21 protein-coding genes are annotated in these 19284 nt (G+C 63.0%); 18 read left to right on the top strand and 3 right to left on the bottom strand.

The genetic code is table 11. The features are described from left to right. Window positions 1-138: 138 nt before the first annotated feature. Complete coding sequence (locus tag P9228_RS17320; RefSeq protein WP_278054522.1) at window positions 139-1404, top strand: NAD(P)/FAD-dependent oxidoreductase; 1266 nt, start codon at window positions 139-141, stop codon at window positions 1402-1404. 129 nt (window positions 1405-1533) lie between these two features. Then, window positions 1534-3504, top strand: coding sequence for a bifunctional 2',3'-cyclic-nucleotide 2'-phosphodiesterase/3'-nucleotidase (locus P9228_RS17315; RefSeq protein WP_278054521.1), 1971 nt, complete (start codon window positions 1534-1536; stop codon window positions 3502-3504). A gap of 29 nt (window positions 3505-3533) precedes the next feature. Here P9228_RS17315 and P9228_RS17310 read toward each other — a convergent pair whose 3' ends face one another. Then, entirely contained in the window at window positions 3534-3830 is a 297-nt protein-coding gene (locus tag P9228_RS17310; protein WP_095827660.1) for a hypothetical protein, read from the bottom strand. Window positions 3831-4089: 259 nt separating this feature from the next. Here P9228_RS17310 and P9228_RS17305 point away from each other — a divergent pair, with 259 nt between their 5' ends. The 16 genes from P9228_RS17305 (at window position 4090) to P9228_RS17230 (ending at window position 17508) form a co-directional block, all read left to right on the top strand. Continuing rightward, a complete protein-coding gene (locus tag P9228_RS17305; RefSeq protein WP_259979787.1) occupies window positions 4090-4224 on the top strand; it encodes a hypothetical protein in 135 nt (44 codons plus the stop codon). A 105-nt stretch (window positions 4225-4329) separates the two neighbouring features. Continuing rightward, entirely contained in the window at window positions 4330-4620 is a 291-nt protein-coding gene (locus tag P9228_RS17300; protein WP_278054517.1) for a Dabb family protein, read from the top strand. 70 nt (window positions 4621-4690) lie between these two features. Continuing rightward, window positions 4691-5566, top strand: a complete 876-nt coding sequence (locus P9228_RS17295; RefSeq protein ID WP_278054516.1) for a VOC family protein — start codon at window positions 4691-4693, stop codon at window positions 5564-5566. Further along, window positions 5563-6405: a 3-deoxy-8-phosphooctulonate synthase gene (gene kdsA, locus P9228_RS17290; protein WP_278054514.1), complete on the top strand. Its 843-nt coding sequence runs from the start codon at window positions 5563-5565 to the stop codon at window positions 6403-6405. The genes P9228_RS17295 and kdsA overlap by 4 nt, the downstream gene beginning before the upstream one ends. 79 nt (window positions 6406-6484) lie before the next feature. After that, complete coding sequence (locus P9228_RS17285; RefSeq protein ID WP_066989666.1) at window positions 6485-6850, top strand: PRC-barrel domain-containing protein; 366 nt, start codon at window positions 6485-6487, stop codon at window positions 6848-6850. 391 nt (window positions 6851-7241) lie between these two features. Then, window positions 7242-8516 (top strand): phosphopyruvate hydratase, encoded by a 1275-nt coding sequence (gene eno, locus P9228_RS17280; RefSeq protein WP_278054511.1) that lies wholly within the window; start codon window positions 7242-7244, stop codon window positions 8514-8516. A gap of 166 nt (window positions 8517-8682) precedes the next feature. Further along, window positions 8683-9006, top strand: coding sequence for a septum formation initiator family protein (locus tag P9228_RS17275; RefSeq protein ID WP_066989670.1), 324 nt, complete (start codon window positions 8683-8685; stop codon window positions 9004-9006). Between the two features lie 178 nt (window positions 9007-9184). After that, the gene (pdhA, locus tag P9228_RS17270; RefSeq protein ID WP_067321386.1) at window positions 9185-10231 is read left to right on the top strand and encodes a pyruvate dehydrogenase (acetyl-transferring) E1 component subunit alpha; all 1047 of its coding nucleotides are present in this window, start codon (window positions 9185-9187) and stop codon (window positions 10229-10231) included. 13 nt (window positions 10232-10244) lie between these two features. Further along, window positions 10245-11636: a pyruvate dehydrogenase complex E1 component subunit beta gene (locus tag P9228_RS17265; RefSeq protein ID WP_127248193.1), complete on the top strand. Its 1392-nt coding sequence runs from the start codon at window positions 10245-10247 to the stop codon at window positions 11634-11636. Window positions 11637-11654: 18 nt separating this feature from the next. Next, window positions 11655-13019, top strand: a complete 1365-nt coding sequence (locus P9228_RS17260; RefSeq protein ID WP_278054508.1) for a pyruvate dehydrogenase complex dihydrolipoamide acetyltransferase — start codon at window positions 11655-11657, stop codon at window positions 13017-13019. A gap of 16 nt (window positions 13020-13035) precedes the next feature. Further along, entirely contained in the window at window positions 13036-13461 is a 426-nt protein-coding gene (locus P9228_RS17255; protein WP_278054507.1) for a hypothetical protein, read from the top strand. Next, window positions 13458-14096 (top strand): SGNH/GDSL hydrolase family protein, encoded by a 639-nt coding sequence (locus tag P9228_RS17250; protein ID WP_278054505.1) that lies wholly within the window; start codon window positions 13458-13460, stop codon window positions 14094-14096. The genes P9228_RS17255 and P9228_RS17250 overlap by 4 nt, the downstream gene beginning before the upstream one ends. 26 nt (window positions 14097-14122) lie before the next feature. Then, complete coding sequence (gene lpdA / locus P9228_RS17245) at window positions 14123-15568, top strand: dihydrolipoyl dehydrogenase (RefSeq protein WP_278054504.1); 1446 nt, start codon at window positions 14123-14125, stop codon at window positions 15566-15568. Between the two features lie 102 nt (window positions 15569-15670). Then, entirely contained in the window at window positions 15671-15928 is a 258-nt protein-coding gene (locus tag P9228_RS17240; RefSeq protein WP_067321367.1) for a GlsB/YeaQ/YmgE family stress response membrane protein, read from the top strand. A 130-nt stretch (window positions 15929-16058) separates the two neighbouring features. Continuing rightward, window positions 16059-17024, top strand: coding sequence for a lipoyl synthase (lipA, locus tag P9228_RS17235; RefSeq protein ID WP_066989925.1), 966 nt, complete (start codon window positions 16059-16061; stop codon window positions 17022-17024). Between the two features lie 7 nt (window positions 17025-17031). Continuing rightward, on the top strand, window positions 17032-17508 hold the full coding sequence (locus P9228_RS17230) for a type II toxin-antitoxin system RatA family toxin (RefSeq protein ID WP_278054503.1): 477 nt from the start codon (window positions 17032-17034) through the stop codon (window positions 17506-17508). Here the strand turns inward: P9228_RS17230 and P9228_RS17225 are convergent. Together P9228_RS17225 and P9228_RS17220 are read right to left on the bottom strand one after the other, a co-directional pair. Continuing rightward, entirely contained in the window at window positions 17505-17987 is a 483-nt protein-coding gene (locus P9228_RS17225) for a CinA family protein (protein ID WP_278054501.1), read from the bottom strand. The genes P9228_RS17230 and P9228_RS17225 overlap by 4 nt on opposite strands. Then, the gene (locus P9228_RS17220; protein ID WP_278054499.1) at window positions 17984-19201 is read right to left on the bottom strand and encodes a bifunctional 2-C-methyl-D-erythritol 4-phosphate cytidylyltransferase/2-C-methyl-D-erythritol 2,4-cyclodiphosphate synthase; all 1218 of its coding nucleotides are present in this window, start codon (window positions 19199-19201) and stop codon (window positions 17984-17986) included. The genes P9228_RS17225 and P9228_RS17220 overlap by 4 nt, the downstream gene beginning before the upstream one ends. Between the last annotated feature and the right edge of the window lie 83 nt (window positions 19202-19284).

Genomic DNA, 19284 nt, shown 5'->3' with positions numbered 1-19284 from the left:
CGTTCCGGGGGCGACATGCGCGTACACGACACCGGGCGACGACTCCCGGGCACTGACATGGCCAGCGGTGGCGTTGTTGCGGTGCACAAAAATGCTTACATCTAGGCAATCGGGTTGCTTTGGGCGAGGTGGCTGAAAATGGACGAAGCCAAGCATCATGTCGTGATCGTCGGCGCCGGGTTCGGCGGTCTCGAACTTACCCGCGCGCTGGCCGGCGCACCGGTGCGCATCACCATGATCGACAAGCGCAATCACCACTTGTTCCAGCCGCTGCTCTACCAGGTGGCGACCACCGCGCTGGCGACTTCCGAGATCGCCTGGCCGATCCGTCATCTGTTACGCAGGCGCAAGGACGTGACGACGCTTCTGGGTACGGTCATCGGTGTTGACCGCGCAGGCAAACGCGTGCTGCTCGATGACGGGAGCGCAGTCGGCTACGACACGCTAGTGCTCGCCACCGGCGCGCGCCACGCCTATTTCGGCCATGACGAATGGGAGCCATTCGCGCCCGGGCTGAAGACGCTGGAAGATGCCACCACCATCCGGCGCCGCATCCTGCTCGCCTTCGAGCAAGCCGAGCGCGAGACCGATCCCGCCAGGCGCCAGGCATTGCTGACGCTGGTCATCGTTGGCGGCGGACCGACCGGCGTGGAGCTTGCCGGCACCATTGCAGAGCTTGCGCAGGACACGCTGCGCGGCGAATTCCGCAATATCGACACGCGGCAGGCGCGCGTTGTGCTGATCGAAGCCGGTGACCGTGTGCTCGCCAATTTCGCACCGGAGCTCTCGGCCTATGCTCAAAAAGCGCTGGAGCGGCTTGGCGTGACGGTCGAGCTTGGCCGTGCCGTCACGCAGTTGGATGCCGAGGGCGTCGTCTTTGGCGATACCTACCTGCCGGCAAAGACGATTTTATGGGCAGCCGGCGTCGCCGCTTCGCCTGCGGCGGAATGGCTGGGAGCGCCCGCCGACCGGGCGGGCAGGGTGCTGGTCGAGCCCGATCTCACCGTGCCGGGCAGCCCGGAGATATTTGTTATCGGCGATACGGCGCATCTGCTGCGACCGGACGGCAAGCCGGTACCGGGCGTGGCGCCGTCCGCCAAGCAGGAGGGCAGGCATGTTGCTGCAACGATCAAAGCGAGGCTCGATGGCGACGCAACGCCACGCCCTTTCCGCTACAAGCATGCTGGCGACCTGGCGACGATCGGCAAACGCGCGGCTGCCATCGATTTCGGCTGGATCAAGCTCACCGGCTGGCTCGCATGGTGGCTCTGGGGGATAGCGCACATTTATTTCCTGATCGATTTCCGCAATCGGCTCGCAGTGTCGCTCAGCTGGCTATGGATATATTTTACCGGACAGCGCAGCGCGCGCCTGATCACTCAGGGTGACGACGACAAGAGCTGATTGCTTTTCATCGACGCGTCACCTTGTCGTGATCAACAGACATCCAACAGACATGGACTCGAAATGCCTTCGGCGGCATGTTCCGATTGAGGGGCAGGGCATGTCGCGTTGTCTAAGAGGAGGAAAACAATGTCACTTTTGCCCGTCTCTCGCCGCGAATTCCTGGCCGGAGCCGCCGCCAGCGGAGCGCTGATCATGCTGCATCCGTTCTCCGTCCGGGCCGCAGCCAATCAGGCGCATCTGAGGATCATGGAGACGACCGACATCCATGTGAATTTGCTGCCTTATGATTATTACGCCGACAAAGCGAACGACACGATGGGCCTGTCGCGCACGGCCTCGCTGATCGACGGGGTGCGCAAGCAAGCCACCAATGCGATGCTGATCGACAACGGCGACCTGTTGCAGGGCAATCCGATGGGCGACTACATCGCCTATGAAAAGGGCATGAAGGACGGCGACCTGCATCCGATCATGAAGGGCATGAACCTGCTCGGCTATGAATGCTCGACCCTCGGCAACCACGAATTCAACTACGGCCTGTCCTTCATGGACAAGGTGTTGGCCGGCGCCAATTTCCCCTTCGTATGCGCCAACCTGATCCGGGGCACCACGCTCGCCACGAACCCGCGCGACGACAAGCTCTACCTCAAGCCCTATGTTATCCTCGACAAGAAGATCAAGGACGGCTCCGGCGCCGAACAGCCGATCAAGATCGGGGTCATCGGGTTCGTACCGCCGCAGATCATGGTCTGGGACCTGAAAAACCTGGAAGGCAACGTCCAGACCCGCGACATTGTCCAGGCGGCCAAGGCCTGGGTACCGCAAATCCGTGAGGAGGGCGCCGACATCGTCATTGCGCTTTCGCATTCCGGCATCGATATCAAGCAGGGCGACATGATGGAGAACGCCTCCTTCTTCGTCGCCGGCGTCGAAGGCATCGACGCGGTCTTCACCGGGCACCAGCATCTCGTCTTCCCCGGCAAGAAGGATTTCCAGGCGCTGGAAGGCGTCGACACCGAACAAGGCACTCTGCAGGGCAAGCCGGCGGTGATGGGCGGCTTCTGGGGCTCGCATATGGGCCTGATCGACCTGCTTCTTGAGCGCGATGGCTCGAAATGGCGCGTCGTCTCGGCCACCTCCGAGGCGCGGCCGATCTATGAGCGGGTCGACAGCAAGAACAAGGCTACGGTCGGCGACGACAAACGCATCATCGCGGCGCTCGAGCAGGATCACGAGGCGACGCTCGCCTATGTCCGCCGCCCCGTCGGCAAGACGTCCGCGCCGCTCTATTCCTATTTCGCTTTGGTCGCCGACGATCCCTCGGTGCAGATCGTCAATCAGGCGCAGAGCTGGTATCTCAAGGATATTCTGAAGAGCACAGAGTGGAAGGACGTGCCGCTCCTCTCTGCGGCGGCACCGTTCAAAGCAGGCGGCCGCAACGGCGCCGACTACTATACCGACGTTCCTGTCGGCGATATCGCCATCAAGAACGTCGCCGATCTCTATCTTTATCCGAACACCGTGCGCGCGGTCGAAATCACCGGCTCGCAAGTCAAGGAATGGCTGGAGATGTCGGCCGGCATCTTCAACAGGATCGAGCCCGGGAAGGCGGATCAGCCGCTGAACACCGATTTCCCCTCCTACAATTTCGACGTCATCGATGGCATCACCTACAAGATCGACCTGTCGCAGCCGCCGAAATACGATACCAAGGGCGCCGTCGCCAATGCCGGCTCCAGCCGCATCGTCGATCTTAAATTCGCCGGCAAGCCGCTCGATCCGGCAGCGAAATTCGTGGTTGCCACCAACAACTACCGCGCTGGCGGCGGCGGCAATTTCCCCGATATCAATGCTTCAAAGATCATCTACGAGGCGCCGGACACCAACCGCGACGTGATCGTGCGCTACGTCATCAGCGAGGGCACGATCAATCCGTCGGCGGACGACAACTGGTCGTTCGCGCCGCTGCCTGGAACCAGCGTTGTCTTCGAGACCGGACCCAGGGCCAAGGATTTCATCGGTCAGGTGAAGTCGCTGAAGATCGAGCCGGCGGGCGAGGGTGAGGCGGGGTTTGCCAAATACCGCATTGCCCTTTGATGTTGCGCGGCCGGGCGGGCCTGATTTGGCTAAGGCGAAGGGGTGGTCGCGGGCGTGGTGAGCGGCCCGGGGAAGGCCGGCTGGATCGACGTGCCGAGCGGATCGCTGGGCACGGTCAGCGGCGCCATTCCTCTCGGGTGGCGAATCTCCTGGATGGTCGATGTCGGCGTGTTGTTGACAAGGTCGCTGGCCCCCGGTGTCAGCGTCGGGGCAGTCAGCGCGCCCAGCGGGTCATTGGTGACCGTGGGCAAGGATACTTTTGCGTCAGCCGCACTTGCCGAGATCACGGCAAGCAGCAGCACGGCGACGGTTACGGTGCGGTTCAAGGAAGCCTCCTGTTGCGAACGACGCTCGGCGCTCGCCCGAGGATGCAGTGACGGCGCCGGACAGCCGGAAAAATGGCGGATGTCCGATCGCGGTTGCATCACGTTCGCATGAGACATTTGTGCTCGCACCGCAGCTCTCCAGGTAGGCCTGGCTGGGTCCCATGACGCCGGAAAGGTGCGTCGATTACAAAGCGGTGAATTGGAACGATTGCCGTGAAGGCGCTCTGGTTCGGTTTGAGGACATACGCTAGCTTTAGCCATGCGTTATGTGATCGTTATCGTCGCCATCACGTTCTTCCTGATCTGGGACGGCCTCTACAACCAGGGCCAATATCTCGACGCGACCGTCAGGGAGATGTCGCGCATCGTGCGTTACGTCACCGGCGCTGCCTGAGGCTCCGACGCTGCCGCTCAAACAGCGGGCGCGACATCGTTGCCGGTTGACGCGACGGCCTTGCTCCCACAAAACGCGTTCATCCGTCGATCAAGGAGGCTGGGTTTGATCCGGCACATCGTTTTCTTCAGCGTGCGGCGCAAGGAGGATGTGGAGGCCGTCCGGTCAGGTCTTCAGGAACTGGGCAAGATTCCACATTCGAAACACTTCGAGGTGACGCTCAATACCAAGGTCGATCTGTTCTCAAACGCGATCGACGTGGTCGTCTATGCCGAATTCGAGGACGAGGGAGCGCTCGCAGCATACAGGGCGCATCCGATCTATGCGGAGACGACCGGCAGGGTTAAACCGTTGCGCGAGCTGCGTTATTCGGCCGACGTCGTGGCCGCCGCCTGAGCCGCGCCGTCCGCTCGCCTTGAACGCCAGGCCTTGAACCGATTTCCGCAATGGGGCACACCGCGCCGGCATGACGAAAACTCCGCCCCATCCGCTCGACCATCTCGTTCTGCCCACGCAGAGCCTCGACATTGCAAGGCAGCGCCTCTCGTCGCTCGGCTTCGTCGTCGCACCGACCGGCGTCCATCCTTTCGGGACCGTGAACGCTTGTGTCTTCTTCGCCGACGGCACCTATCTGGAACCGCTGGCCGTCGGCGATGACAAAACGGCCGATCGGGCGATGGGCGAAGGCAACGTCTTCGTCGCGCGCGACCGCCTTTACCGCAGTAGGTTTGGCGACGAAGGCTTCTCCGCGGTCGTCTTCGGGACCGCCGATGCAGATGCCGACCACGCGCGCTATGTCGAAGCAGGGCTGTCCGCAGGCAATATGTTGAGCTTTTCGCGCGCCTTCACCGACACAACGGGCAAAAGCGACACGGCATCGTTCAAACTGGCATTCGCGGCCGATCGAAAAGCAGCGGACGCATTCCTGTTCGCCTGCCAACGCATCAACGCGCCGCAGATCGACCGCACCGCACTGCAGGCACATGCCAATGGCGTGACCGGCATCGTTGAGATCGTGGCGGTGAGCGACGAGCCTTCGAGCCAGAGGGGACTGATATCGATCGCTGCCGGCCAGGACGCGAGCGACGGCGACAGGACTGACCTGCCAAACGCGACCCTGGCCGTTCTGACGCCCGACGCTTTTGCCGCACGGTTCGGTGCTTCGGCAGGGCAGCCTTCGGACCTGCGATTTGCGGCCGTCATCTTTGCGGTTCGCAGCGTCGCCGCAGCCACCCAGCTACTTGCGGCAAACGCCATAGAGCACAACATGAGCGGCGACGACGTCGTCGTGCCGCCGGCACCCGGTCAGGGCGCGGCCTTCATCTTTCGGGAGATCCCATGAGCGAGCCCCTTGCGCCCAATGCCGCGGTAAGCGTCGGCATGGTCGTTTTCGCCAACAATGCGCCCTTGTCGCTGATCGCAGGCCCCTGTCAACTCGAGTCGCGCCAGCATGCCTTCGACATGGCCGGGGCGCTGAAGGAACTGACCACCAGGCTCGGTATCGGGCTCGTTTACAAGACGAGCTACGACAAGGCCAATCGCACCTCGCTTGGCGGCGCGCGCGGCGCCGGGCTCGAGGCGGCGATGCCGATCTTCGACGATCTGCGCAAGGAGTTCGGACTGCCGGTGCTGACCGACGTCCACACCGAGGAGCAATGCGCATCGGTCGCGCCGCATGTGGATGTGCTGCAGATACCGGCCTTTCTCAGCCGGCAGACGGATCTGCTGATTGCGGCGGCGCGCACCGGCAAGGTGGTGAACGTCAAGAAGGGTCAGTTCCTGGCGCCATGGGACATGAAGAATGTCGTCGCCAAGGTCACCGGTTCCGGCAATGCCAACGTGCTAGTCACCGAGCGCGGCGCCTCCTTCGGCTACAACACACTGGTTTCGGACATGCGAGCGCTGCCGATCATGGCCGAGATCGGCGCGCCGGTCATCTTCGACGCCACCCATTCCGTGCAGCAGCCGGGCGGGCAGGGCGGCTCGACCGGCGGCGAGCGACGCTTCGTCGAGACCCTCGCGCGCGCCGCCGTGGCGATCGGCGTTGCCGGCGTGTTCATCGAAACCCACCAGGATCCGGACAACGCCCCCTCGGACGGCCCCAACATGGTGCCCTTGAAGAATCTTCCCGCATTGCTGGAAAGGCTGATGGCGTTCGATCGGATCGCCAAGAGGCCGTAGCAGGGCAGCCGAAAATCTGGAACCTTCGCCCGCTCCCCTCATTGTCCACAACGGACAATCAAATGAGAGGAGCACAACAATGACCACTCCGTCTGGCCACACCGAAGCCATCGCCGCCTCGCGCGTCATCGGCACCTCGGTCTACAACACCGCCGGCGACAGCATCGGCAGCATTGAGGACGTGATGCTCGACAAGATGTCGAACGGGATCATGTTCGCGGTTATCGGCTTCGGCGGCTTCCTCGGCATGGGCGAGAAGTATCACGCCATTCCGTGGGCAAGCCTCGACTATGATGAAAACATGGGCGGCTACGTCGTGCCTTTCACGAAGGAACAGCTCAAGGCGGCACCGGCCTACTCGATCGAGGAATTGACCGGCGCCGATGGTGAAGCGGCCCGCGACGCATCCTTCGAATACTACCACGTGAAGCCTTACTGGCACTGATCGGCCTGAGCGGCTGCTTCCAGAATCGAGAAGGCCCCCGGGTCCGGGGGCCTTCGAGCGTTGAGGAACCTATTCAGCGGTCCGAAGGGTGGATAGCTCCGTGGAGTTCTGCTGAGGCTTCTGGGTGTCGCAGGACGTCAGGAACGCAGCCGCGATCAGGAACAAACTCACGATACCGCTCAACTGGGACATGGCGAAACTCCTCGTGTTTCGCCCCGCGCAAATACGACCATAAATCAGAAGGGCGAGTCGTGCGCATGACTAATGATGACAAAGATTTGCGCTTCGTGAATCTTGTCGCCGGCAATTATTGCGGACCGCCCAATTGCCTTTTGCCGGGCTTTGGCTAAGAGGGGCGCGACGCTTCAATCGATCAATCGGGGACATCGCAATGACCGCCATCATCGACATTGTCGGGCGTGAAATCCTGGACAGCCGTGGAAATCCGACCGTCGAGGTCGACGTGGTGCTGGAAGACGGCTCGATGGGCCGCGCCGCCGTTCCGTCGGGCGCCTCGACCGGCGCGCATGAGGCGGTCGAGCTGCGCGACGGCGGGCCGCGCTATCTCGGCAAGGGAGTCCAGGGCGCCGTCGAGGCCGTGAACGGCGAGTTATTCGAGGCGATCGGCGGCATGGAAGCCGAGAACCAGATCCATATCGACCAGACGATGATCGAGCTCGACGGCACTCCGAACAAGAGCCGGCTCGGCGCCAACGCCGTCCTCGGCGTGTCGCTGGCGGTGGCCAAGGCCGCCGCCGAGGCCGCCGGGCTGACACTCTACCGCTATGTCGGCGGCGCCAAGGCGCACATCCTGCCGGTGCCGATGATGAACATCATCAATGGCGGCGCTCATGCCGACAACCCGATCGACTTTCAGGAATTCATGATCCTGCCGGTCGGCGCGCCGACGCTGCGCGACGGCGTGCGTTGGGGCTCTGAAATCTTCCATACGCTGAGGAAGAAGCTGAAGGATGCCGGCCACAACACCAATGTCGGCGACGAGGGCGGTTTCGCCCCCAACCTGAAGAGCGCGCCGTCGGCCCTCGATTTCATCATGGAATCGATCGAGAAGGCCGGCTTCAAGCCGGGCGAGGACGTGGCGCTCGGCCTCGATTGCGCGGCGACCGAGTTCTTCAAGGACGGCAACTACGTCTATGAGGGCGAGAAGAAGACCCGCGATCCGAAGGCGCAGGCCAAATACCTCGCCAAGCTCGCTTCCGATTATCCGATCGTCACCATCGAGGACGGCCTTGCCGAGGACGATTGGGAGGGCTGGAAATACCTGACCGATCTGATCGGCAAGAAGACCCAATTGGTCGGCGACGACCTGTTCGTCACCAACACGGCGCGACTGCGCGACGGTATCCGCATGGGCGTCGCCAACTCGATCCTGGTCAAGGTCAACCAGATCGGCTCGCTCACCGAAACGCTCGACGCGGTCGAGACCGCGCACAAGGCCGGCTACACCGCCGTCATGTCGCACCGCTCGGGCGAGACCGAGGATTCGACCATTGCCGACCTCGCCGTCGCCACCAACTGCGGGCAGATCAAGACCGGCTCGCTGTCGCGCTCAGACCGCATGGCCAAGTACAACCAGCTCATCCGGATCGAGGAAGAGCTCGGCCGGCAGGCGCGCTACGCCGGCAAGTCGGTGGTCAAGGGCTGATCCGGACGAACTGTCTTGTTGTTGAAAGAGGCGGAGAGGCGGGTTTCCCCGCCTCTTTTTGTTTCGGCAAGTCTCAGTCCAGCCAACCGTAACCGTCCATTAAGCACAATCGGGCGAAAAAAGACTCGAACAGCCGCTTGCGCTCGCGGCCGAAAGGGGTCGGGTCATGTGGACACGTCAGCACAAGCAGAGAAACACCGGCAAGCTGATCGTTCCGTCGCTCTGCGTGCTGTTTCTCGCCTATTTCGGCTTCCATGCCTATCACGGTGAGTTCGGCATCTACTCCAAATATCGGCTGCAGGCCCAGGCGGCCGAACTCCAGACTCAGCTCGACGCGGTCAAGGCGCGCCGGATCGACTTCGAACGTCGTGTCCAGCTCATGCATGAAGGCACGCTGGAAAAGGACATGCTTGACGAGCAGGCCCGAAAGGCGCTCAATCTGTCCCATCCGGACGAAATCACCATCATGCTGCCGGCTTCGGCAAAATAACCGAATTTCGGTTAATAAAACTTATTTGCAATGATTCCAATCGCTTAGGATGCATGTCAGCCATGCATTTTTCAGCATGGCGCATTGCATTCTTGCGTGTTAGCCTCGCTCAAATCGGTGGGGAGACGGGTCGCTCTCCCTTGAATGTCCGCGAAGAGACGCCAACAGGGAGTGATGTATGGCCACCGCCGCCAGAAAAGCGCCTGCCAAGTCCAAATCCAGATCCGACGGCAAATCGTCGGCCCTTTCCACCCCCAAGCCAGCCGACTTCACCAAAGAAGAAGAGCTCTCCGCCTACCGGCACATGCTGCTCATTCGCCGCTTCGAGGAGAAGGCGGGCCAGCTTTACGGCATGGGCTTTATCGGCGGCTTCTGCCACCTCTATATCGGCCAGGAGGCCGTCGTTACCGGCATGAAGATGGCGCTGATCGAGGGCGACCAGATGATCACCGCCTATCGCGACCATGGCCACATGCTGGCGATGGATCTGTCGCCGCGCGGCGTCATGGCCGAGCTCACCGGGCGCCGTGGCGGCCTGTCGAAAGGCAAGGGCGGCTCCATGCACATGTTCTCCAAGGAGAAGCATTTCTATGGCGGCCACGGCATCGTCGGCGCGCAGGTGTCGCTGGGCACAGGCCTGGCCTTCGCCAACCGCTACCGCGACAACAAGAATGTCTCGCTGACCTATTTCGGCGACGGCGCCGCCAACCAGGGCCAGGTCTATGAAAGCTTCAACATGGCCTCGCTGTGGAAGCTGCCGGTAATCTACATCATCGAGAACAATCGCTACGCCATGGGCACATCGGTGTCGCGCTCATCCGCCGAGACCGACTTCTCCAACCGCGGCGCTTCCTTCAAGATTCCCGGCATGCAGGTCGACGGCATGGACGTTCGCGCGGTCAAGGCAGCCGGCGACGTCGCCGCCGAATGGTGCCGCGCCGGCAACGGCCCGCTGATCCTCGAGATGCAGACCTATCGCTATCGCGGGCATTCGATGTCCGACCCGGCGAAGTATCGCTCCAAGGAAGAAGTGCAGAAGATGCGCTCGGAGCACGACCCGATCGAACAGGTCAAGGCGCGCCTGATCGATAAGAGGTGGGCGAGCGAAGACGATCTCAAGGCCATCGACAAGGAGGTCCGCGACATCGTCGCCGACGCCGCCGAATTTGCCCAGCACGACGCCGAGCCGGATCCGTCCGAGCTCTGGACCGACATCGTACTCTAAGGAGGGCAAGGACATGCCGATCGAAATTCTCATGCCCGCTCTCTCGCCGACGATGGAAGAGGGCAATCTTTCCAAGTGGTTGAAGAACGAAGGCGACAAGGTCGTCGCCGGCGACGTCATTGCCGAGATCGAGACCGACAAGGCGACGATGGAGGTCGAAGCCGTCGATGAAGGCACGCTCGCCAAGATCGTGGTTCCGGCCGGCACCGAAGGCGTCAAGGTCAACGCGCTGATCGCCGTGCTTGCGGTCGATGGCGAAGACGTCGACAAGGCCGGCGAAGGCATCGGCGAAGAAGAGCCCAAGGCTGAAGCGGCCGCGCCGGCACCGGCGCCCGCCGCGGCCAAAAGCGAAGCGGCTGCGCCAGTCGCCGCCGCGCCGAAGGCGGAAGTCGCGGCCGATCCGGACATCCCTGCCGGCACCGAAATGGTCTCGACCACGGTGCGCGAGGCGCTGCGTGACGCGATGGCCGAGGAAATGCGCCGCGACGGCGATGTCTTCGTCATGGGCGAGGAAGTTGCCGAATACCAAGGCGCCTACAAGATCACGCAAGGCCTGCTGCAGGAGTTCGGTCCGCGCCGCGTTGTCGATACCCCGATCACCGAGCATGGCTTTGCCGGCGTCGGCGTGGGCGCGGCGATGGCGGGCCTGAAGCCGATCGTCGAGTTCATGACCTTCAACTTCGCCATGCAGGCGATCGACCAGATCATCAACTCGGCCGCCAAGACGCTCTATATGTCCGGTGGCCAGATGGGCGCCCCGATCGTCTTCCGCGGCCCGAACGGCGCCGCGGCCCGTGTCGCCGCCCAGCACTCGCAGTGCTACGCCGCCTGGTACAGCCATATCCCCGGCCTGAAAGTGGTGATGCCCTACACGGCAGCCGACGCCAAGGGCCTGCTCAAGGCTGCGATCCGCGATCCGAACCCGGTCATCTTCCTCGAGAACGAAATTCTCTACGGCCAATCCTTCGACGTGCCGAAGCTCGACGATTTCGTGCTGCCGATCGGCAAGGCGCGCATCCACAAGCAGGGCAAGGACGTCACCATCGTCTCCTTTGGCATCGGCATGACCTATGCGGTCAAGGCCGAGGCCGAACTGCGCGGCATGGGCATTGATGCCGAAATCATCGATTTGAGAACCGTCCGTCCGCTCGACTTCGATACGATCATCGCTTCGGTCAAGAAGACCAACCGGCTGGTCGTGGTGGAGGAAGGCTTCCCGCAGAGCTCGGTCGGCGACCACATCGCCAGCCAAGTCTCGCAGCGCGTCTTCGACTTCCTCGATGCGCCGGTCATCACGATCGCCGGCAAGGATGTGCCGATGCCTTACGCGGCGAACCTCGAAAAGCTGGCGTTGCCCAATGTCGGCGAGGTCGTCGAGGCGGTCAAAGCCGTCACCTATCGCTGAGCCGGTCGGGAGGACAACATGCCAATCAACATCACCATGCCGGCTCTCTCGCCCACGATGGAAGAGGGCAATCTCGCCAAGTGGCTGGTCAAGGAAGGTGATCATGTTGCGCCCGGTGACGTGATCGCGGAGATCGAGACCGACAAGGCGACGATGGAAGTCGAAGCGGTCGATGAGGGCACAGTCGCTAAGCTGGTCGTCCCGGCAGGCACCGAAGGCGTCAAGGTCAATGCGGTGATCGCCATTCTGGCAGGCGAAGGCGAGGACGCCGGTGCTGCCGCAAAGAGCGATGGCGGTGCGGCGCCCAAGGCGGAGGCTCCGAAAGCGGACCCTGCGAAGGCCGAGGCGCCCAAGGAAGCGCCGAAGCCGGCGGCCGCGCCGGCGAAGGCCGAGCCTGCACCGGTCGCCAACGGCCACGCCGGCGGCGAGCGCGTGTTCGCCTCCCCGCTTGCCCGCCGCATCGCCAAGGATGCCGGTGTCGACGTGAAGGGGCTTAGTGGCTCCGGTCCGCATGGCCGCGTGGTGAAGGCCGATGTCGAGGCGGCGATCGCTTCCGGCGGCGCCAAGGCTGCGCCTGCCGCCAAGGCTCCTGCCGGTGCGCCCGCAGGCGCTCCTGCCCCCGCGCCGAAGCCGATGTCAGACGATCAGGTGCTGAAGCTGTTCGCGGAAGGCTCTTACGAACTCGTTCCGCACGACAATATGCGCAAGACCATTGCGCGCCGGCTGGTCGAGGCCAAGAGCACCATTCCGCATTTCTATCTGACGCTCGACTGCGAGCTCGATGCGCTGCTCGCGCTGCGCACGCAGCTCAACGCCGCGGCCCCAATGCGGAAAACCGAGAAGGGCGAGGTCCCGGCCTACAAGCTCTCGGTCAACGACATGGTGATCAAGGCGATGGCGATGGCGCTGATGGCGGTGCCGGACGCCAACGCCTCCTGGACCGAAAACGCCATGGTCAAGCACAAGCACGCCGATGTCGGCGTCGCCGTGTCGATACCCGGCGGCCTGATCACGCCGATCATCCGCCATGCCGACGAAAAGACGCTGTCCGTCATCTCCAACGAGATGAAGGATCTGGCAAGCCGCGCACGCGGCCGCAAACTGAAGCCCGAAGAGTACCAGGGCGGCACCACGGCCGTGTCCAATCTCGGCATGTTCGGCGTCAAGGATTTTGCCGCCGTTATCAACCCGCCGCACGCCACGATCCTTGCGGTCGGCGCCGGCGAGGAGCGCGCCATCGTGAAGAAAGGCGAGATCAAGATCGCGACCATAATGTCGGTGACGCTGTCGACCGATCACCGCGCCGTCGACGGCGCGCTCGGTGCGGAGCTGCTCGGCGCCTTCAAGCGCATGATCGAAAACCCGATGGGCATGCTGGTGTAAGGAAGGGAAAAAGGCGGTGCGGAATTTCTTCACCAGCCTTTTCGCCTTCATTCTTTCCGGTCTGGCCGGCGTACTTGTCGTTCAAGAGCTGGCGGTCATCACCGGCGCGACAGAGGAATGCATTCTGGTCTTCGCGGCCACGGTGATGATCGTCGTTGTGGTCACGGTCGCCTTCTTCCTCGTTCAATTCCGAGGCAAGCCGGTGCGGGCGCTCGATGGGATGCTGTGGCTGCTGCTTGCGCTTTTCTGTCTCGGGCTGCTGGCGCTGGTGGGCTGGACGTTTTCGGTGCCGGCCGAGAGCCGGGCGACCGCAAATGACCTTTCGATCGTTGCCGGGCTGATCCTGCCGGGCGCAGCGGCGATCATCGTGCAATGGCTGTTCGTGCGCCGGCAACTCAAGCGCTCGTCGGCAGGGTTCGGCAGGGGTGGGGCAAGCGCATGAAGACTATTCTCTGTTACGGCGACTCGCTGACCTGGGGCTACGACGCTGCCAACCTCGGGCGCCATGCGCTGGAGGACCGCTGGCCGAGCGTTCTCAAGACGGCGCTGGGCGACGGCATCGATGTCATCGCCGAAGGGCTGAACGGCCGCACCACCGCCTTTGACGATCACCTCGCCGGTGCCGACCGCAACGGCGCGAGAACGCTGCCGACGATCCTTACGACGCACGCGCCGTTCGACCTGATCATCATCATGCTGGGCGCAAACGACATGAAGCCGTGGATCCACGGCAATCCCGTAGCCGCAAAGCAGGGTATGCAGCGCCTGATCGATATCGTGCGCGGTCACGACTATCCGTTCGACTGGCCGGCTCCGCAGATCCTCATTGTCGCGCCGCCCGCGGTGACGCGCACCGAGAATGCCGAATTCAAGGAAATGTTCGCCGGCGGCGATGACGCCTCGAAGCGGCTGGCGCCGCAATATTCCTCGCTTGCCGACGAGGCCGGCTGCGGCTTCTTCGACGCCGGCACCGTGGCGACGACCACGCCGCTCGACGGTGTCCATCTCGATGCGGAAAACACGCGGCGGATCGGCCAAGCGCTGGCGCCCCTCGTGCGTGTGATGCTTTCATTCTAACCCCGAGAAAAATCAGGGAGAAACCCGTGGCTGAGAACTACGACGTCATCATCATCGGCTCAGGCCCCGGCGGCTATGTCACCGCGGTGCGTTCCGCCCAGCTCGGTTTCAAGACGGCGATCGTTGAGCGCGAGCATCTCGGCGGCATCTGCCTCAACTGGGGTTGCATCCCGACCAAGGCGCTGCTGCGCTCGGCGGAGATCATGCATTATTCGGACCATCTCAAGGATTACGGCCTGAAGCTCGACGGCAAGGTCGGCCCCGACACCGCCGCCGTCGTCGACCGCTCGCGCAAGGTTTCGCTCAGGCTGAATGGCGGCGTCGCCTTCCTGATGAAGAAGAACAAGGTCGACGTCATTTGGGGTGAGGCGAAACTCTCAAAGCCTGGTGAGGTCGTCGTCTCCAAGACCGCCAAGAAGCCGATGGAGCCGCAGCCGCCGGTGCCGAAAGGCGTCAAGGGCGAGGGAACCTATACCGCCAAGCACATTATCCTGGCGACCGGCGCCAGGCCGCGTGCGCTGCCCGGCATCGAGCCGGACGGCAAGCTGATCTGGACCTATTTCGAGGCGATGGTGCCTCAGGAGATGCCGAAATCGCTGCTGGTGATGGGCTCGGGCGCCATCGGCATAGAGTTCGCTTCCTTCTACCGCACCATGGGCGCCGAGGTGACGGTGGTAGAGCTGCTGCCGGCGGTGATGCCAGTCGAGGATGCCGAGGTCTCGAAATTCGCGCAGAAACAGTTCGAGAAACAGGGCATGAAGATCATCCTGGAAGCCAAGGTGACCAAGGTCGAGAAATCAGCCAATTCGATCACCGCGCATGTCGAGATGAAGGACGGCAAGGTCGAGAAGATCACCGCCGACCGCATGATCTCGGCCGTCGGCGTGCAGGGCAACATCGAGAACCTCGGCCTCGAGGCGCTGGGCGTCAAAACAGATCGCGGCTGCGTCGTCGTCGACGGTTACGGCAAGACCAATGTGCCGGGCATCTATGCCATCGGCGATGTCGCCGGTCCGCCCATGCTCGCCCACAAGGCCGAGCATGAAGGCGTGGTCTGCATCGAAAAGATCGCCAATGTCCCGGGCGTTCACGCCACCGACAAGCAGAAAATCCCCGGCTGCACCTATTGCAACCCGCAGGTCGCCTCGGTCGGCCTGACCGAAGCCAAGGCCAAGGCCGAAGGCAAGGATATCCGCGTCGGCCGCTTCCAGTTCGGCGCCAACGGCAAAGCCATCGCGCTCGGCGAGGACCAGGGCTTCATCAAGACCATCTTCGACAAGAAGACCGGGCAGCTGCTGGGCGCGCATATGATCGGCGCCGAGGTGACCGAGCTCATCCAGGGTTTCGTCGTGGCGATGAACCTGGAGACCACAGAGGAAGAGCTGATGCACACGATCTTCCCGCATCCGACCCTGTCGGAGATGATGAAGGAAAGCGTGCTCGACGCCTATGGCCGCGCTTTGAACGCATGATAGACTGCTCGCGCGAGACTCAGACGCGGCAGCCGGAGGATTCTGAGGGCAAAGCAGTTCGTATCCGGATGCATTTTCACCTGATCAAGGAGGAATTGGCATATGGACGTGAATGGCGTGGGCTGGATAGCAGCCATCATCATCGGAGGCTTGGCCGGATGGCTCGCCGAAATGGTCATGAAGAGCAACACCGGCATCTTCATGAACATCATTTTGGGTATCGTCGGCGCGATCGTTCTGAATGCGATCTTACAGGCTCTCAACATCCAGTCCTTCGGCGCCGGCTGGTTCGCCTATCTCATCACCGGTTTCATCGGCGCCTGCCTGCTGATCTTTGTCGGCCGGCTGGTACGGCGCTGAGCCCCAGCGAAGTCCGTTATGCGAAAATGGCCGTGGCGGCATGCGCCGGCGTGGCCTTTTTCTTTATTCCGAAAAGTCCTAGATGACGCAGACAGGCGGCCGCGACGCGGGCGGCCGCGAAGGGTTCGAAATGGTCACTGTTCTCGACACGATCGCCAATGCGCCGCGCCCGCGGCATCCCGAAAAGGCGCACAGGCCGGACCAGGAAGTGCTGCGCAAGCCGGACTGGATCCGCGTCAAGGCGCCGGTTTCGAAGGGTTACGCCGAGACACGCGAGATCGTGAAGTCGCACAAGCTGGTAACGGTGTGCGAGGAGGCCGGATGTCCGAACATCGGTGAATGCTGGGACAAGAAGCACGCCACCTTCATGATCATGGGCGAGATCTGCACGCGCGCCTGCGCCTTCTGCAATGTCGCCACCGGCATCCCGACCGCCCTCGACGCGGACGAGCCGGCGCGTGTCGCCCATGCGGTCAAGCAGATGGGCCTCAGCCACGTCGTCATCACATCGGTCGACCGCGACGACCTCGACGACGGCGGCGCGCAGCATTTCGCCGACGTCATCCACGCCATCCGCGCCGCCGCGCCTTCAACGACGATCGAGATCCTGACGCCCGACTTCCTGCGCAAGGACGGCGCGCTTGAGATCGTCGTTGCCGCCAAGCCCGACGTCTTCAACCACAATCTGGAAACTGTGCCGTCGAACTACCTGACGGTGCGGCCCGGCGCCCGCTACTTCCACTCGATCCGGCTGCTGCAGCGCGTGAAAGAACTCGATCCGTCGATCTTCACCAAGTCCGGCATCATGGTTGGCCTAGGCGAGGAGCGGAACGAAGTGCTGCAGCTCATGGATGACCTGCGTTCGGCAAATGTCGACTTCATGACCATCGGCCAATACCTGCAGCCTTCGAAGAAGCACCATCCGGTGATCCGCTTCATCACGCCGGACGAGTTCAAGTCCTTTGAGACGATCGGCAAGACGAAGGGCTTCCTGCTGGTCGCTTCGAGCCCGCTGACGCGCTCCTCGCATCATGCCGGCGAGGATTTCGCCAGGCTGCGCGCGGCGCGCGAGGCGCAGCTCAAGAAAGCCAGCTGACGCTTTCATGCCGAAATTCGAAGCCACCCGCCGCGTCGCCTACACGCCGGAACAGATGTTTGCGCTGGTGGCGGATATCGAGACCTATCCGCAATTCCTGCCGCTCTGCGAGGCGCTGACGGTGCGCTCGCGCAAGGAGCGCGACCGCCGCACCATCCTCGTCGCCGACATGAGCATCGGCTACAAGGCGATCCGCGAGACCTTTACGACCCAGGTGCTGCTCAAGCCCGATGAGAACGCCATCGACGTCAAATACATCGACGGCCCGTTCAAATATCTCAGCAACATCTGGCGCTTCGATCCTGCCGATGGCGGCTGCGAAGTGCATTTCTTCATCGACTACGAATTCAAGAGCCGCATTCTCGGCGCGCTGATGGGCACGATGTTCGATCGCGCCTTCCGCATGTTTTCCGAAGCATTCGAGAAGCGAGCGAACGTGATCTACGGCGCGGCGCAAGGCACGCCTGATCCGCGGATAGCCTAGTCCAGCGCTCGCAGGCCAAGCTGCAGCGCGTGCCGGACCGTCTCGTGGCGGATAAATTCCCGCCCCTTATGACCAAACAGCTGGCGCTCGACGACGACCGGCTGGCCGGCAAATGCTATCCCGAACCAGACGAGACCCACCGGCTTTTCCGACGAGCCGCCGCTCGGGCCGGCAATTCCGGTGACGGCAAGGGAGAGGCTCGCGCGCGAATGCGTCAGCGCGCCCGCCGCCATCTCCCTGACCGTCTCACCAGAGACCGCGCCATGCGCCTCAAGCGTCGCCGCGGAGACGCCGAGCATCTCCATCTTGGCTTCGTTGGAGTAGGTGATGAAACCGCGATCGACCACCGCGGAAGAGCCGGCAATGTCGGTCAGTGCTGCAATGATCAGACCGCCGGTGCAGCTCTCGGCCGTAGCCAGCATGATGCCGCGCTGCTGACAAGCCTGGAGCAGGGCGTTGGCTAATTCCGCGTTGCTCATGCCGGCACGTCTCCCGGATAGACGACGCTGGCGGTCGCGATCGCCGCAATGCCTTCGCCGCGCCCGACAAAGCCGAGCTTCTCGTTGGTCGTCGCTTTGATGGAAACGCGTTCCGGCGCAATGCCGAGCATCGCCGCCAGCGTCGCCGTCATCGCCTCGCGATGCGGCCCCACCCGCGGCGCCTCGCAGATCAGCGTGATATCGGCATTGGCGATGCGCCCGCCGCGCTCGCGCACCAGCGTCGCCGCATGCTCGACGAAGATTGTCGAGGCAACGCCCTTCCATTGCGGGTCCGACGGCGGGAAATGCGTGCCGATGTCGCCGGCGCCGCAGGTGGCGAGCAACGCATCGGTGAGCGCATGAAGCCCGACATCGGCGTCCGAATGGCCGGAGAGTTTCCGGTCATAGGGGATAGTGACCCCGCACAGAGTGACATGGTCGCCCGCTTCGAACGCGTGCACATCGTAGCCATTGCCGGTGCGGATGTCCGGAAAGCGCGGCAGCGCATTTGAGAGCCGCTGGTCGGCCATCGCGATATCCCTTGCCCAGGTGAGCTTGATGTTGTCCGGCGAGCCCTGGACGATCTTGACCGGAATATGCGCCCATTCGGCGATCGCCGCGTCGTCGGTGAACTCGCTTTTGCCGAGATGATGCGCCTTCTCGTGCGCCGCCAGCAACGGCCAGAACGGGAAGCCTTGCGGTGTCTGCGCCGCGTGCAGGCCGGCCCTCGACACCGTCTCGTCGATCATGCCCTCGGCCGATTCCCGCTTGAGCGTGTCGGCGACGGGCAGCGCCGGCAGGGCGCCCTGGCGCTCGCCGATGGCCTCGATGGTTCGGTCGATGAGCCCATGATCGACAAACGGGCGCACCGCATCATGCACCAGCACCTTTGCCGGCGCCTGCTCCCTCAGCGCCAAAAGTCCCAGCCGGACGGAAGCCTGGCGGGACGGACCGCCCATGACGATGAGCGTGTGCGTAGCATTAGCTCCCGCCGCGCGCTCGAACAGCTCGCGGTCGTCGGCGTGGATCGCCACCACCACTGGCCCGACGGCTGGATGGGTCAGGAATCTTTCCAGCGTATGCGCAATGACGGCGCGTCCGCCGATGCGCTGATACTGCTTCGGCCCGTCGGCCTGTCCGGCACGGGCGCCGCGGCCGGCGGCGACAATGACCACGCCGACCTTGCCGTCCGGTTTTTCACTTGTGTCAGTCATGGCGAGAGGCTTAGTCGCGGCTCGCAGGGAAGGCCAGCATTTTCCAAAATGCGCCTTAATGTGACGTCATTGCGCGTTGCACA

It is taken from the genome of Mesorhizobium sp. WSM4898 (assembly GCF_029625845.1).
Lineage (GTDB): Bacteria > Pseudomonadota > Alphaproteobacteria > Rhizobiales > Rhizobiaceae > Mesorhizobium.
This window is presented reverse-complemented; position numbering and strand designations above follow the sequence as displayed.